The following is a 16,284-nucleotide window of genomic DNA, read 5'->3' as shown; positions in this document are numbered from 1 at the left end:
CGGTCGCCGAGGCGATCTGATCGCCCGACGGCCGTGAAGATGTTCGCGAGAGGAAACGGAATGGAACGGATAAATTGCGCACGAGGAATCTGAGGGCGGAATTGGCCCCCAGTCGGCCTGTCCGCTACTGAGATCGAAGTGTGTGCGTATACCCAACAAGGTCACGGCCCTCGTGCCGACAAGTAGACCGGATACATATCTGCGATATCTGCACCCACGCCAAAATGTCTTGCGAACAGCAGTCGGCACATACATTCCCGCCCATAGCGCAGGTAAGGTCGGAGTGGACCATCCAGGCCCTTATTGACAGGTCGGGATGAAGCGCGCCGGACTTGGCATCCGCCGCGGCTGGATCTTCGATGAGGCACACGAAAGGATCGAGAGCAGAGGCAAATTTGCTAATTCTGGCGCGCGAAAGCCATGATCATCGCGCAATCGCCCGACGTTTCTTCCGTCATCTACATTCGGAGCAGTGCAGCGGCACCGATGGCCGCCATTCGTGCCGATCTCGGTCTTCCGTGCTCAGGCGTCGGCCCAAGGCTTCCTGGCCATGGCCATGGCCATGGCCAAGTTTCTGGTCGAAACGATACCAGTTCAAGAGCCGAGGTGAGAGTGCGCGCCCCTCGACCATGATTGCGTGACCCGCGTGCTGCGTGAGCGGGCATGCAAGGTGGAAAGAGGGGGCGAACCCGAGATGCTCAGGTCGTCGCCCCTTGAAGCAGGGATACAGACAAGTCGATCCGTCCGCGTTCAGCACTTGGGCGGCCTCTGACCCGGTCCAGCATGATCCGTCCCGCTCGCGCGCCGATCTCGTTGCGCGGTGAGCGAATGGTGGTGAGACGCGGCGTGATGCCGTCGCGCATGTCGAGTCCGTTGAACCCGGCAAGCGCCAGCCGTTCGGGCACCGCGATCCCAACGGACAGGCAATGGAACAGCGCACCAAGGGCAAGATCGTCGTTGGCGAAGAACACCGCTTCGATCTCGGGTGACCGGGCAAGAAGTGCCTGCAACCCGGCTGCGCCCGCCGCGAAGGAGGATTGATCCTCTTCGATCTGGCGGTCGACAAGTTCCACGCCATTTTCGGCGAGCCGCGCCTCGAAGGCCAGCCGCCGCTTGCGCGATCGAACCGGCAATTCCCCCCATGCGCCGACATAGCCGATCCGGCGATAGCCCTGCGCAAGGAAATGATCGGCCATCACCTGTCCGGCCTTGACCATGGAGAACCCGACACTGGTATCGATCGGGTCCCCGTCGCTGTCCATCACCTCGATCACGGGGCACTCCAACCTTTGAAGGATTGCTGTTGCGGCGGCGCTGTGTTCGAGGCCGCTGATGATCACGCCGGCGGGGTTCCATGACAGGAGTTCGCGCAAGATCGCCTCTTCCTCGTCCATGTCGTAGCGCGATAGGCCAAGCACCGTTCGCAGGGGCGTACCCTTGAACCCCTCGTCGATGCCGTCGAGGATATCGGCGAACACACTGTTCGACATGGACGGCACGATGACGGCCACAAGGTCCGAGGCTTGCCCCCTGAGCGATCCCGCGATGCGGTTGGGGGTGTAGCCCAGAGCGTTGGCTGCGGCGCGAACGCGCGCGCGCAATCCGTCTGAAATGTTCGGGGCGTCGCGCATGACACGAGATGCCGAAATCACGCTTACCCCGGCATGGTGCGCTACGTCGCGCAGCGTCGGGCGCGATACCACCTTCGTCATTTCAGCCTCCAAGGCACGGACACAATTTACATGATACGAGTCAGTTTCAGAATTGACAACGTTACCATCAATGCTGACAACGTTACCAATACGCTTGCTTCATGTCAGGGAGGATTTCATGAAAGTGACGAATTTGACCGCATCGGCCCTTGCCGGTGTCGTGCTTGCCTTCGCGGCGGGGGCTGAGGCGCAGGAGTTTCCGGAGCGCCCCATCAACCTGATCGTTCCGTTCAACGCCGGCGGCGGCACCGACCTTCTGATCCGGGGCTTCGCGCCGCATTTTGCCGACGCCATCGGTGGCAACGTCTTCGTGTCCAACACTGCGGGCGGCGGTGGAACCGTGGCGGCAGGCGCGCTGGCCGGCCAGCGGCCCGATGGCTACCAGTTAGGCTATTTCTCGATCACCGTCTCGACCATCCAGCCGCAGATCAACGATGTGCCCTATGGCCTGGACAGCTGGTCACCGATCTGTTCGGTCGCCGCATCGCCGACGGTTCTGTTCACGTCTGAAAGCAACCCCATGACCACCATCGAGGAGGCGGTCGAGGCGATCCGCGCCGAACCGGGCCGGTATCTCTATGGCTCGTCGGGCCCGGGTGCGATCACGCATCTGACCGCGGTTGCGGCGTTCCAGGGGCTGGGCGTCATCGATGATGTCCGCCACCTGCCGTTCCAGGGCTCCGGCCCGGCGTTGCAGGGGATCGCCGCAGGCACGATCCAGTTCTTCGGCGATACCGAGATCCTGATGCAGGGCGGCGGGTTGCGCCCGCTTGTGGTGTTCAATTCCGAGCGGCTGGCCTCGATGCCCGATATTCCCACCGCCGCCGAGATCGGGATCGAAGCGCCGCTGAACGAACTGTATCTCTGGGGTGGCTTCTTTGCCCCGGCGGGGACCCCGCCCGAGGTGGTGCAGCAGTTGTCGGATGCTTGTGGAGAGGCCATCGCCTCGGAAGGATTTCAGGCCTTTGCCGAGCAGACGAACACTGTGCTCGCCTATCGCAACGCCGAGGAATTCGACGCCTTCTATCGTGCGCAGTACGAGTCGAACGCCGCAATCATCGAAGCAGCCGGTCTCTGAGCCGGCCGGACAGCGCCCGGTGGATGAACCGGGCGCTGCACCTTTCCCCACGGACCCGCGGTGAATGCGATGAGCCTGAATTCCGAGCGCGCCGTTGTGGCCTTGGCGCTTTTTCTGCTGTCTGTGGGTCTGTTCTTCAGCACCTACAGTTTTCCCGCATCCGACATGGGCGCGGCCTTCGATCCGGGCTTTTTCCCGAGGATCGTGCTGGGTTGCCTGATCGCGCTTGCCGTGCCGAACATGGTCATCGACCTCCGGGCCCGGAGCGGTTGGGATGCGTCGGGACTGCGCGACGTGCTGTTCCTGATGGTGCTCATGCTCGTCTATGTCGTCGTGATGCCGAAGCTCGGATTTTTCGCCACATCCGTGGTCCTGTCGGTCGCGTTCTTCCTGATCCTGGGCGTGCGCTCGCCGCTTGGCATCGCCGCCGTGGCCATCAGCGTGCCGGGGGCGCTGGTCGCGCTGTTCAACCACATTCTGTCGATGCCATTGCCCACATCGCCCCTGTTCTGGTGGATCTGACATGCTGAGTGTTCTGCCGCAGGCCTTCGATCTGATCTTCACCGTCGAGGGCCTCATGGTGCTGACTTTGGGCACGATGCTGGGGATCGTTTTGGGCGCGCTTCCCGGGATCGGGTCGACCGTGGCTGTCGCCATGATCCTGCCCTTCACACTGACCATGAGCCAGGCGCCGGCGATCCTGCTGCTTCTGGCGATATACGCCGGATCGGTCTACGGCGGGTCGATCTCGGCCATCCTGATCAACACGCCGGGCACGCCGCAATCGGCTGCGACCTGTTTCGACGGCTACCCGATGGCCCAACGCGGCGAGGCGGGCAAGGCGCTCGGCTGGGCGACCATAGCCTCCGTGATCGGGGGGCTGGCATCCTCGATTGTGCTGATCTTCGCGGCGCCGCAGCTTGCGGCCTTCGCACTCAACTTCGGCCCGATCGAGACCTTCGCGCTGATCTTGCTGGGGCTGACTTGCATCGTGTCGGTCTCCGAGGGGTCGCCGATCAAGGGGCTCATGGCAGGGGGGCTCGGGCTTTTTCTGTCGGTCGTAGGGGGCGATCCCCTGACCGGCGGGCCGCGGTTCACCTTCGGCAGCTTCCAGTTGATCGCGGGTTTCGACCTTCTGGCCGTGGTGATCGGTGTCTTTGCCTTGTCCGAGGTGCTGATCCGCGCCTCTCAACGCGGCGAGGGTGCCCCGCCGCTGATCGATTTCCGGGGCATCGTCCTGCCTCGCCTGGCCGAATGGCGGGGGCGGGGGCGCGGTCTGCTGAAATCCGTCGTGATCGGCAATGTGATCGGGATCATGCCGGGCACCGGCGCGGCAACCGCGGCCTTCATCAGCTATGCCGAGGCGCGCCGGTCGGCACCGACGCGGGCGAATTTCGGCAAGGGCGAACCCGACGGCCTGATCGCGTCGGAATCTGCGAACAACGCTGTCACCGGCGGGGCCCTCGTGCCGACCATGGCGCTCGGCATTCCTGGCGATGCGATTACGGCGGTCATGCTGGCCACGCTGACACTCCATGGCGTCACCCCCGGCATCCGGCTGATGCAGGACAACCCGGTCCTGATCGCTGCGATCTTTGCCGGCTTCTTCCTGATCAACCTGATGCTCCTGCCGCTGGGGATGATCGTGAGCCGCGTCGCCGCACCGCTGTTGCGCCTGCGCGAAGCTTATATGCTCGTCGTCATCACCCTGCTCTGCACGCTTGGCGTGTTCTTCGTGCGCGGCAATCCGTTCGATCTTCTGATCATGGCGGCGGCCGGGGGCATCGGCTTCGTCTTGCGGCGGCAGGGCTATCCGATGGCGCCGCTTGTCATCGGCATGGTGCTGGGGCCGACGCTCGAAATCAGCCTGCGCCAGGGGTTGATCATCACCAATGGCAGTTTTGGGGCCTTCTTTACCGGGCATCCCATCGCGTTCGGGCTGATCCTTGCGGCGATCTTCATGCTGCTGTTGCCCCTGTTCCGCGCATTGAGGGCGCGACAGGGATGACCCTGCAACCCAGGACTCTGGTGCATTGTCCGGACGCGCGCGCCATGATGGGTGCGAGCCAACCCTTGTCGGCTCACGCATCATGCAGCAGATAGAAACTCCGCGTCTGACCGTGAATGTCCATGTCGCGGGCGAGGGGCCGCGCCTGTTGTTTCTCGGGGGATCGAGTTTCGATCTCGGACTGGCCCCGCCGGTTTTTTCCTCGGCCCTTGCCACGCGATTTACGATCGCCGCTGCGGACCCACGTGGGCTTGGCCGCACCGACCAGCCCGATGGCGATTGGACGATGCAGGATTATGCGCTCGATGCTCTGGCCCTGCTGGATGCGCTTGGGTGGTCCGAGGCCGTCGTGCTCGGCGAAAGCTTCGGCGGCATGACGGCCCTGCATCTCGCGGGCCTTGCGCCACACCGGGTCCGGCGCCTGGCCTTGGCCGTGGCTGCGCCCGGTGGTCCGGGCGAGAGATCCTATCCGATCCATGAGTTCAGGGATATCCCGGACCCTCACGATCGCGCCGCACGAATCCTCCAGCTACAGGATCGGCGCTTTGCAACGCTGGCGCCCGAGGCGCAGAGGGGGCGGATCGAGGACAGGGTGAACGCCGAGCGGCGCTTTCTCGCTCATGCCGCGAATGCCCGCGGTCATCCGCGCCTCTTGGCCGCGCGGGCCGCCCATGATGCTCGGCATCATCTGGCCGCTATCGCGGTTCCCACGCTGGTGCTGAGCGGACGGTTCGACGACCAGAGCCCCCTGTCCCTGTCACAGGCCCTGGTGCGATGCATGCCGCAGGCGGAATTGTCGCTGCATGATGAGGGACATGGTCTTTTGTTCCGCGATCCTGCGGCCCTATCGGCAGTGCTGACTCATTTCGTCGACAGCATGTCCGCATAAATCAGCCCGTGATCTGCCTGTAGCTGTCCCACATCCCGCGGTCACTTCGCATGCGATCGCGATCAGCATCCGGGTTCCACGTCTTCCAGATCGGCGAAGAAGGCACATGCGGCCAGCGATTGCGTGGCAGATCCGGGCGTCAGGATCGAGACGCAGTTCGAAATGCACGGCAGAAAACGCCGTATCGCCAGCTGCTCGCCTTGGACTGCTTGGGGCAGGCGGCCGGAAGGAGGCGGTTGTGTCACGGCCTGCTTTAGCGGCCCAAGGCGCTCCAAACCCTGCGCAGTCCGCAGCATTCCGCCGCCTGAGGTGAAGCCGCGGCGGGGCGCACGATCCCCGATGGTCGAGCGACCTCAAAAATGGGGGCAGCCGATCGGCTGCCCCGTGAGATTAGTCCTCAGACATCGAAAAACCCAAAGATCTCATCGATTTCCCGTCCGGCTGCAGCGAGCGCGGCCTGCTTTGCTTGATTTCCGGTGTATTTCTTGCGCGCCTGCTGTGACGTGTGGTCATTCATAAGCATGCCGGCCAGCGTTGCGTCCTCACTGATTGCGAACACCACGTCGTAGACTATGGATCGGCAGATATGCGCGCCGGTTCCGAACTCCGACGCCCAGACCTGAGAAACGTAATTCTCGGCCACGGTCTTACCGTCGGGATGCACGAAGAGGGGCCACTCATCTTCCTCTGCCTTTTTCCGAAGAGAATCGAGGTACTTAGGGTCATCATCTTGGAGTAGTCGCGCGTCGACGAAATGCTGGACACTCGGGTGCACCGAACCGGGGTATGTCTCGCGGCCAATGCGATGCCGCGTCTTGCGTAGCTTGTAGTCCCGGAGGCGGTAGCGGTCCTCGGTCCAGACCAGGTCGCGGCCGAACCGTATTTCATGCCATTCCCGACGAAGCGGTGTCAGCGGCGGAACCGCCACCGCCAAGGCTCTGTTGCGCTGAATGAAGCGCCTCGCAGGATTAGTTTTTTTAGGAACGTCTGCGAGCATTGCCTCCGCGCGCGGATGAATGGTCGTGATGTCGATCGCGGCGAGGGCCGCGAATTTCCGGGCAGTCTCTACTTCGGCCCGGTCACGAAGCTTCTTGAGAAGCTTGTCGAGTTCTTTGATCAGTCGCTTTGGGTAAGCCTTCGAGAACCGTAGAAAATCCCGAAGGTCGGCGAATGTCGCGATGACTGTCGAAGTTGCCAGCGGCGCACCACGGTTGGAGATCCGCGTTGTCTCATACGCATAGAATAGGCGCAGGGCCGCGATGTCGAAGTCCATCGCCAAGCCGCTTTCCCGCAGATACCATCCGTACTGGCAAACCTTGCGCGACATGCGGTCGTAGAGATCCGGCGCCTGGTTGATTTCGCCATCGTTCCCGCGATCCCGGATGCGGACAAGGTGCTGTTTCCAGTCCTCGGGTAGGTCGTCGGGATAAAGGGAGATTTTACGCTCGTAGTCGCGACGCGGCTCGCGGGAAATTCCGGCAAACCGCGCATAGGTAGAGAGGGATTCATGCGCCACTCGGAGTGATGCAAGGGGCGCTGCCTCAGGCCCGTCGGTCTTGATCATGGCCGAGATGACATTATCGATCTCGGCTGCACCGCCATTTAGGCGTGCCCAAACGCGGCAGTCGGATGGCGTGAGTTCGGTGCAGCCATGCTCGGTCATGAATTCAACCAGGCTATCGAGTGCCTGCAACTCCGCGAGAGGCATGCGGAGCAGTACGGGCGATGCCGCATGAGGTTGCCAATGGGGCTTCGCGAGGATCACGTGACGAGTCATTTCCCTGCCAAGGCCTCTGCGAGAAGGTCTTGTACCTCTTCCAGTTTTTGTCGCTTGTCGATCCAGCCGTAATACGTATCGAGCACGCCGACCGAGCATCCGAGGTAAGCGGCGGCTCGACCGCGATTGCTCCATGACCGCGCCAGCAAGAGCGTCGCGAAGCCGTGACGAAAATTGTGCGGGCACATTGGCAGGCCGATCTCCGCGCTGCTCCGGGTAAGCCATTTATACAGCATCGATCCTGTGAGTGGATTTGCAGAGCGCTCTGAAACGAACAGATGCGTTGCCCTTGCGCAATTTTCCTTTTCGCAGAATTCCGGGTTGGCAAAATCGAAGAGCGGCCGCGCTGTCTTCAGGTACCAGTCGAGCACCTCGTAGCCGCAATACTTGTCATCGCGGACGTGGATGGGTGGCAGTTCGACATACTCCCCCTTCATATCCTTTTTTGCGATCCTGAATTCGAAAACCCTTTTGTCGCCCGAAATCTTGCGGAAAAGGTTCTGACCAACGCCTCCACATTCTGCGGATAGTGCACTGCCTTTCCGCACGCCGGCGCCACGGATCTCGATGGCTGCAAAGGCGGCACAGGTCGCTAACCGTCGGGCAGCTCGGAGTTGCGTTTTGGTGAGCGGCTTGTCGGTCGCGAGGATGTCTTCTGCTCGGTCTCGGTAGAGCACGTGCTGCCGCAAGAAAGTTCGGACATCGGCAGGATTGTGAATGAGATTTTCGCAGAATTTACGGTTCTTGGGGGACATTGTCTCTCCGCGGGCGTGACCCTCCCGCAGGTCTGGGTTACTCTTTAAACTCTGAAGCCACTTTTTCGTCTTGAGGCCGTTGGCATGGCCGATCTGAGCAACGATGCGAACGTAGTCTGCAGCGGTCCGCAGGCTAAAACCGTCGTCGGTTTGCGACAGGTCCGTCCAGTGACGGATCACGGCTATTCGGACCGGGCTTTTGAACAGGGGGTCGAGGCGGTCCAGCGACGCGAGGTTCACTGACTGCGTTTCTTGCGCGGCGCGGGCCAGCGCAACCAGGGCAGCGCGGTATGTCTCGGCTGTAGTGTCATTGAAGTTCTCGATGCAACTCTCCGTGACGTCATCGTACGTGCTCTGGTCGTACCGCGCCGCCTCGACCATCTTGACGATCATTCCTCGCACCGCTTCGGGCACGGGCGTACGGGCATTCGGAATGAGGTAGTCCGTGTCGAAGTCTGACGGCAGAAACGCGGCGATCTGCGGGAAGATGCGGTGGCGTGCAAGCGCCTTAAGAACCCTCTCTGAAGCATTGCGGTCGTGGGCCGGCATTTTCTCCAGGAACGGTGGAACGATGTCAGCGGTCAGATCCATTGGATCGATGCCGGCCGCTCGGGCGCGGTCGGAGAACGTTCGTATGGCCCCGAGTGTCCCGGAATGTACTGGGCCGTGATCCTTCGAAAGGTCTTCCAGAGTTTCCAAGAAGGGGGTCCAGCCATCACTGCGCGCACGAAGCTTTTTCTGTGCATCGACCAGCCCGAGGGTTGTCCGAATCCGGCGACGGACGACCTCGCGCCACTTGGCGTAGCTGCTTTTCGACTGCCAAAAACTACGATCCGTGCCGGGAAGCGGTCCCGCACCGATCTGCTTGAGTGCCGGGAAGTGGGTGTCAAACCAGGACAGCAGGTCCATCCCGTCGCCGTCGAATGTGGAGAGCGGGGCATCAAAGAACTCGCCTACGCGCGCAATGCGGTTGCGCTCGGTCGCGTCAACGGTCTCTTCGAAAACCGATTTCATCGTTGTCGGGACCGGCGCGGCGACAACCATCGCCGCTTGCGAGGCACTGGAAAAAAGACCCATTCGTTTATTCCTTGTGGAGAGCAAACTGCTGTTGCGCCTTGAGGGCGCGGTCGCAAACATCCCGAAGCGTGGTTGGCGCTTGGGCTTGCAGGATCTCGACGATGCGGCGTTGGTTTCTCATCTTGGGAAACATAAGAAATCCTTTCATCTGTCTGATTGGGGAGATTGGTCGCTTGGCGTGCATACGAAGCGAAAATGTGCATCGGAGTCGAAATGTCCGGGAACTAAGCAACGCCTTATATTCCCGACAGTTTCGCCTCCGACGGCCTCGCGTGCACGCGATCGCCTCTGCGTGCATCGAAGCCGGATTGCGTGCAGGGTCGAGGAACGCCGCGTTGAGGAATGGCATGTTTCGTTACGGCCGAGAACAGGCCGCCGGTCCCGCCGCAGGTGGAGATGGGAGCCACGGACAGGGCGTCCTCGATCATCTCTTCCGCCAGAACTTTTTCCTTTGCGCAGGAGCCCTCGTTCGAGCCGGTAGCCGCGAGCCTATGGGCCACATCTGAGACGATGTAGCGGACGCTTCCCTGACTGATAACACGCGCAGGAAGGTCATCCTTGTTCACCAGCAATGCTTCTATCCGCGATGGCGAGACCTCGAGGGTGCGCGCGAGGCGCGATGCCGGCACGGCATGGCCTGGGATTGGGGGAAGGCCATGGAAAGCGTTTTTCGGGCTCGACAGCAACTGCTCAACCTGCGCCTTCAGCACGAGATGCCGTTTCGGCCCGAGCGCGTAGAGCGGCGGGTACATGTTGTTCGGACTGCGCGCCGCATCGAGGAGGGCTTCGCCAGTAACACCAAACCACTCTGCAACGGTTGTGACGCGCATCAGGCCCCCTCCGAGCATGAGCTCCTCGGCAGCGCTGGCGGGCGACAGGCCCAGAAGATGCTCATAGACCCGCAACATCGGGTATTTCGTTCCGAGCGGGTGAATTCCGAACCGGGCAAGAAAAGGGCGAACCTCATTGCGCGACAGCGTCGACCATCTGTGTAGGTCGAGGAGGGTGGCGGCGTGGAATCTGGCGAAGGGCAACATGGGCATCTCCTGTTTCGCAGGAGATGGTTCTCGTTTCAGCGGGACGGAAAACTTGGGCGTGTCCGCAGATTGTGTTGCTTCCCCTGAAGCGACAATTAATTCTCGTCCATTTTGGCGGTTGAAATGTCCATTTGACAAAAAATTCGTGGCAATTCCGCCATTTCCGGCCCCGTGACAGGGTTCTGGCGGTTGATCAGCGGAACAGGTGGCCCTGGATGTCGATGAAGGCCTTCCGGATATCGGCTTGATCTAATCCCCGGAGTCTCGCTCACGCTGGATAAAAGTTGGGGGCAACGTCAGGCGGAGGGGGTGACGTCGGGGGCAACGTCTTCGCAAACGGCACCCGCGCTGGCCCGCCGCCGCTGCGTTACATAGGTACTGCGCAGCGCCGTGCCAGCTCAGCTCCAGAGGGATCAATATTGGACGCCGATAGGGGGGCACGATTGGATGCCGATTGACACAAATCGGATTCAATTACCCTTCATCAGACCAGTTTGAAATCGCCGCCTTTCCCAAGCGCTCAAGCTGATCAGTGGAGGCAAACGGAACTTGGGCGGTAAAGAATTCACCTTCTCGGGGACGGTCTCCGCTCAGATTTGCCGCGAGGTGGCCGCGGCCAAGTAGCCGTTCAGCACCCGGGACTTTTAGAGCAAGCAAGGATCCTGGAGCAGAGGCAACCTTCAGGCACAGACGGTTGTTCAGGTTGTCGCGAATACCGACGGGGATGGCATCCTGTGAGGCGCGTTGAGTGATCAAGAAAATGTTCATGCCACACGCGCGCGCCTTAGAAGCGAGACGTGTCATCTTTCCTTGGATCATCTTGCGATAGTCCTCGGAGTCGGCCATCCAGTCTGCCATTTCATCATGAAAGACTATGATCCTGGGCAGTCGATCGTCTGCAGAGACCTTCTTGTTATACTCGACGATGTTTGGTGTGCGAGCACCTGAGATCAGATCGTACCGTCGCTCCATTTCGGCAACCAGCCCATCGAGAACCTCCTCGGATTCTTCTTGTGATGCGGCGATCCCGCCTACCAGGTGAGGGGCCTCAGAAATCCAGAAGAAGTCCGCGCCGAGCTTTGGGTCAATGACGAAGAGCTTCAAATTCTTCGGATCATTGAGAGCGATCAGCTGGAGGAGTAAGTTCTGGATCAGGACGCCCTTTCCGCTGCCCGTTTCGCCGGCGATTAGCGTGTGCGGACCGTGCTGTTCGTTTCCACCGAAGCCTTCGGTTAGGTTGAGCCATAGCGGCATACCATTGTCTTCTCGTGTGCCGACAAGAAGACTTGCAAGGCGATTAGGCGCAGAGCTCGGCCACTCAGTCTTGAGCCACACGTCGGCCAAGCTCACAACCTGGCGGTCAGAGCGTGCGATGTAGAAGCTGATTTCACCCAAGCCACTGCGAGCATCGATAACGTCAAGTGCATGGGTACTCTTCAGCTCATCTTTTTTCGCATCTATTTTCTTCACGGTTAAGGTGTCGTGGCCCTTGAATCGAACGATGACACCGTTCGGTGTTGAGGTTAGAGGATCCGAGGTGAACACGGCCTGCATGCCGTACCCCATGAGAGCTGCTTGAAGTTTGCTCGCGGTAGCGTGCGCCACTTCCATGTCGCTGTCTCTCAAGGCACCAGCGCCGGTCTCGTGCACGATTTGCAGCAATGCCTGTCGTAGTGGGGGCGGAATTTGATGGCGGTCAGGGTAACTGTGAACAGTCGATGGTTCCACGCCCGCGGTCGGTTCTTGGATATCAGCCGCAGGTTTATCTGTAGTCGCTCTGATCGATGAAGATTCACCGTCAGACGCTCCTGGCTCTCCCGAAGGAGAAACGGGCTTGGTCAGAACTACTGGCTGTTTCTGTTCTTCCAAATGTGCTGGCGCACGCTCACTTACATCTTCGATGGTCAGAGGGTCTTCGATACTCAGCTTTTCGAGTGTCTTCGGATCATCCAGGTAACGCATGAGTTCCGCGAGGGCTTGTAGGCCGAGGCGGTGCTGAACAAGCATACTATCATTGGTGTCCAATGTGGCCGCAGTAGCCTTCCCCGTCTGATCGTCATCATGAAGCACGACCACTGAACGTCCTTGCACGGTGAAGCCTACCCTTCCGCGCACCAGGTCATCCTTGAAGGAGGCGAGGTCGTCTCGCGTCGCGAGCAGACGGGAGAACTCGGGTCGCAAAGAAAGCAACGACAAAAATTCCGCTCCCCACGCTCGTCTCGCAATGGCGTCAGATTGATCAACGAAGTTGTCTCGCAAGACCCGCATTGTCGCGAGCGTTTGTTCACGCGAAGATTTCGCTTCCGTCGCCTCGGATGTTCTTGAGACGCACTTCGCCTCGACCACCGTTAAATCAATGATGAACTTTCCCGCGCGGCTCTTTCTGACAGAAACAGCGAGCGTGTCGGCCAATTTCTCGCGTAGTCCGAATGTGGCCTTATTGTCGTCGAGGGAGAACCAGACCGACATGGTACCCTGTCTTTCTTGGATGGCGCGAATTAGCCCTGTCGCAGCCGCCAAGCCGATAATCTCTTTTGCAGTTTTTTCTGAGCGCCCGGCCGCCATGACCTTCTTGCCCGCCACTTGCACAACGGTCGTTATCGCGAGTTCAGAAACTTGCATGGCCGACGAAGCTAACCACGTGCCACTCATTCTTTGGAACTCAACAGTCATCTGCCGAAGTAGGCTGTGGCTCGGTTCTCGTGAGCTCACAATCAAGCGAGCCTCCGTACCCGGTACGAGCATATCTCGAATAACTTGAATGCCGTTTTTTGCCAACATGTCGCGGCTTAAGAGATGGTCGAAGCTGACAACCCATTCGCCCAGATTGTGAGCGTTGTTTATTGCCGAAGCGACCTCGGCGCTGTCCGAAGAGATTCGGCGGATTGGAATGGCGCGATGTCCACGCTTCATCGCACGGACGTTCACGTCTGCCGTAAAGCAGAGGTCGATGAATTGCGCGACAGGCCGTGGAAGTTTCGCAGGGGAAAGAGCTGTTTGAACGACCCGGGCACCGGTTGCTGTTCCCTCATCTCCGCCTTGACGTCGAGGGAGGAGGTTGTTTGTCAGGTCGACATAGTCGGGGAGATCCTCAGATTCTCCATCCACGAAGTCCCAACCAATGCTCGAGTTTCGGAAAAAGGCCTCGTGGAGGAAGACGATGTCGATGTCGGGGCGCCGCTCGCCTCTTGCAGCGGAGTTTCCAGTTCGTACTCCAACACGAAGTCTGGATAGGAACCCTGCCGCGGGCCCCCCGAGGCTTCTATCCTGAAGAATAGCCGCCTGCTGGGTGTAGGCCTCGCGCATCTTGTCTTGGTTATCATGAGTAATGAGTAGACTGCAGCGCAGGTTGTCCCTGCCCACCATCTTCCTCTCAAGGTCCTCAGCGATGTCCGATGGCAGGCCCACAGTTTCTGCATTGTAGATTGCCGTTGAAAAGCTGTTTTCTTCATGGGGCTTGAGAGCAAGATATTCGTCAGCAACCTTCATGAATTCCTGGCTGGCAACTCGTGAGGTGGCCTCAAGAGCCTCCAAGTTGCCAGCACCCTCACTTACTGGTACCGCCAGACTGTAACCGCCACAGTGTTCAACAGCAGCATAGATCTCGAAATTGACCGATGCGATCTCAGGGAAACACCATGTCGCAAGAAGTTGTTTTATCCGGCGACATGCTCGCTCCAGACCATCGACCGTGACGCGACGATCCTCTGACAGTGTCTCAATGAAGGAGGCAACGTATTTCGCCTTCTCCTGCCGCTCGAGGAGTCTGAGAGGATGCCAGGCCGGTATAATAGCGACGGATGAGCTTGAACTGGAGGTGACAATCCCAAACTCACATATTTTTCGGAGAAGCTTGTCGCGTGTTTCGAAAGTATCCGCGAGATGCAGACGTGCGAAGGTACAAAGTTCACCGAAGCGAAGCGCCTGCTTATGAAGATTGTCTGAAATGTATGCGCCGGCAGGATCCTCCCAGAGGATCCTAATGGTTTCCGAGTAGGACTCGCGGAAATCCGAAACCTTCCGGAGGAGCTCTGTCTTTACATTATCGTCAAGTTGTTTTGACGCGATGAGTGAGTCGAGCGTATCTTCAATCTCCCTGAACACGTGGTGTTCGGGCATAGCGCCGGCCGGGTTGGCCGTCTGCCCTTCCTCCGCGCCAAAGACATCCGAGAATGTTGATGTATCGAGAAGAGACATCGGCAAATGGCCAGATGCGCTTGTCCCCTTAGGCGTGATTTTAGACGCATTGACGCGCACTGCATCGTCAGAGAAGCCTGAGAACAAACCCTTGATGTCGTCCGGCCAAGCCAGAGAGATGCTGTTCTGCCCACTTTCCGATGGGCGCCAGAAGACGCGAACCTTTTGAGTGGCCGCGTCCTTGTTCTTGTCCTTCAAGATGATGCCGACCTCGAGCTCGATGAGCCGGGATTCCTTACGTGATTGGGATACCGCATTCTTGATCACGTCCGCGTCGAGCCACTTCCCGAAGCGAAACTCGACTGTCTTCTTCAAGACACCGGATAGAAGCCGTGCCTCATGGCGGAATAGTGCGAAGGTCCTGCTGTCGAGATTCTCCCACGTTGATGCCTTTTCGCATCCCTTGACAGACACAAAGAACCTTGCGTCGTCCTCTCCCTCCTGCACTGCGACGAAGTTCTTAATCAGAACCGTGCGTATGCCATCCAGAATTGCGGTCAGAAGATCAGGCTCATCTGTTACCGTAGTTGCAAAGAGCTCCCTCCGCCATTCTTCATAGAGACGCTTGCTGGTGCGGATCTCATCCTCGTACTTCTCGAAAAACGCCTCTTTGTCGGATTCAGCTTGAGATCTGGTGATGTCTTCGAGGTCGTCAAGGAAGCTATGAACATCCTGGAGCTTTCCGGGGTGTTCTCTCTCAAAATGCTCTCTCGTTTTTTCCGCAAGCGACTTTGACTTCTTCTGCTTTCGGACGCCGAAGAGCTTTTCACCATGCTCACTCCAGTCCAAAGCCTCACAAACGGTGCTCTGGCAGGGCTCCCAACTTCCGCGTCGAAGACGGCTCTGGTGATTTACGAGATCCTCAACGGCGTCGAGAATGGTCTCGGGGATGGCGTCCGGATTGAGCGGATCTTGATTGAGTATATCGCGATATTCTTGCACTCGCACGCGTATCTGATCGCCGTCGAGCCGCTTATCATCTGGCCCTCGCAAAAACGGAATGCCGGAGTATTTGGAAGCGGCCTCCTTGAACATCCGTCTGAAATCCTCAGGGCGCGCTGCACTTCCTGATGTTTCGTGAGGGATTGAATCGAAGGTGGCCCGGGGGAGCCCGAGTACCGGACCGAGTTCGCGCAGTCGCCCAGCAAAAAGATACCCTGACGAAAATGAAATGAAACGATGAATGAACTCTGCGAATTGGTCCAGTTCCGTGGTGACCCCTGACCCGTCAAGGCCGCGGATCATAGCATCCAGCCAGGCGATCTTGCCTTGTGAAAGGTCTGCACCCGATATCCCGGCCTTGATCTCCTCGCGCCAGTGGTAAGTCTCTGACTGAAGCCGCGATCGGTCGATCCGTACAACCTCACCCAGACTCGATCCCACTGCATCCCGCTCCGAATTCGGTACGGCAATCACGATGACATCGGTACCGTCTGAGTTTCGGAAGCTGACCGGCGGATCATCTGAAGCATGATATTGTGGTAGATCCGCAAGCACTTGGTAATCAATCCGAGGGCTGATCGCGAGACGAAGTGTCCTGTCGCTCAAATCTCGGCACGTCCGAGAGATGCCGAGCAGGTGCTGAGGCTCAAGGCCCGCCAAGAGAAAAATCGATCGGCCTGACTTCGGTGCTTCGGCGTCCACGAGACGCCAGACGACGCGGCCGACCAGGTCTGCCCTTTGTTGCACTGCGTCAGGTGCGTTGATCTGGCTTGCCGTCGCTGTCGGTGAAATCGTGTTCATATGACTTCCAG

10 protein-coding genes are annotated in these 16,284 nt (G+C 59.4%); 4 read left to right on the top strand and 6 right to left on the bottom strand.

Annotated features, from left to right (window positions below):
- Positions 1 to 698: 698 nt before the first annotated feature.
- Complete coding sequence (locus QQK63_RS13750) at positions 699 to 1,712, bottom strand: LacI family DNA-binding transcriptional regulator (RefSeq protein WP_277829072.1); 1,014 nt, start codon at positions 1,710 to 1,712, stop codon at positions 699 to 701.
- 118 nt (positions 1,713 to 1,830) lie between these two features.
- Here QQK63_RS13750 and QQK63_RS13745 point away from each other — a divergent pair, with 118 nt between their 5' ends.
- The 4 genes from QQK63_RS13745 (at position 1,831) to QQK63_RS13730 (ending at position 5,687) form a co-directional block, all read left to right on the top strand.
- Positions 1,831 to 2,790 (top strand): Bug family tripartite tricarboxylate transporter substrate binding protein, encoded by a 960-nt coding sequence (locus tag QQK63_RS13745; RefSeq protein WP_277829071.1) that lies wholly within the window; start codon positions 1,831 to 1,833, stop codon positions 2,788 to 2,790.
- Between the two features lie 69 nt (positions 2,791 to 2,859).
- The gene (locus QQK63_RS13740) at positions 2,860 to 3,312 is read left to right on the top strand and encodes a tripartite tricarboxylate transporter TctB family protein (protein WP_277829070.1); all 453 of its coding nucleotides are present in this window, start codon (positions 2,860 to 2,862) and stop codon (positions 3,310 to 3,312) included.
- Position 3,313: 1 nt separating this feature from the next.
- Entirely contained in the window at positions 3,314 to 4,798 is a 1,485-nt protein-coding gene (locus QQK63_RS13735) for a tripartite tricarboxylate transporter permease (RefSeq protein ID WP_277829069.1), read from the top strand.
- Positions 4,799 to 4,880: 82 nt separating this feature from the next.
- Entirely contained in the window at positions 4,881 to 5,687 is an 807-nt protein-coding gene (locus QQK63_RS13730) for an alpha/beta fold hydrolase (protein ID WP_277829068.1), read from the top strand.
- Positions 5,688 to 6,084: 397 nt separating this feature from the next.
- Here QQK63_RS13730 and QQK63_RS13725 read toward each other — a convergent pair whose 3' ends face one another.
- The 5 genes from QQK63_RS13725 to QQK63_RS13705 all read right to left on the bottom strand — a co-directional run bounded on the left by QQK63_RS13725 (position 6,085) and on the right by QQK63_RS13705 (position 16,273).
- Positions 6,085 to 7,452, bottom strand: a complete 1,368-nt coding sequence (locus QQK63_RS13725; RefSeq protein WP_277829067.1) for a hypothetical protein — start codon at positions 7,450 to 7,452, stop codon at positions 6,085 to 6,087.
- Positions 7,453 to 7,460: 8 nt separating this feature from the next.
- A complete protein-coding gene (locus tag QQK63_RS13720; protein WP_277829066.1) occupies positions 7,461 to 9,296 on the bottom strand; it encodes a site-specific integrase in 1,836 nt (611 codons plus the stop codon).
- A 4-nt stretch (positions 9,297 to 9,300) separates the two neighbouring features.
- Complete coding sequence (locus QQK63_RS13715; protein ID WP_284283227.1) at positions 9,301 to 9,429, bottom strand: hypothetical protein; 129 nt, start codon at positions 9,427 to 9,429, stop codon at positions 9,301 to 9,303.
- A 103-nt stretch (positions 9,430 to 9,532) separates the two neighbouring features.
- Complete coding sequence (locus QQK63_RS13710; protein ID WP_277829065.1) at positions 9,533 to 10,333, bottom strand: hypothetical protein; 801 nt, start codon at positions 10,331 to 10,333, stop codon at positions 9,533 to 9,535.
- Positions 10,334 to 10,807: 474 nt separating this feature from the next.
- Positions 10,808 to 16,273 (bottom strand): FtsK/SpoIIIE domain-containing protein, encoded by a 5,466-nt coding sequence (locus tag QQK63_RS13705; protein ID WP_277829064.1) that lies wholly within the window; start codon positions 16,271 to 16,273, stop codon positions 10,808 to 10,810.
- Positions 16,274 to 16,284 lie beyond the last annotated feature (11 nt).

The organism is Roseicyclus marinus, assembly GCF_030163795.1.
In the GTDB taxonomy this organism is placed as follows: Bacteria; Pseudomonadota; Alphaproteobacteria; order Rhodobacterales; family Rhodobacteraceae; genus Roseicyclus; species Roseicyclus marinus.
This window is presented reverse-complemented; position numbering and strand designations above follow the sequence as displayed.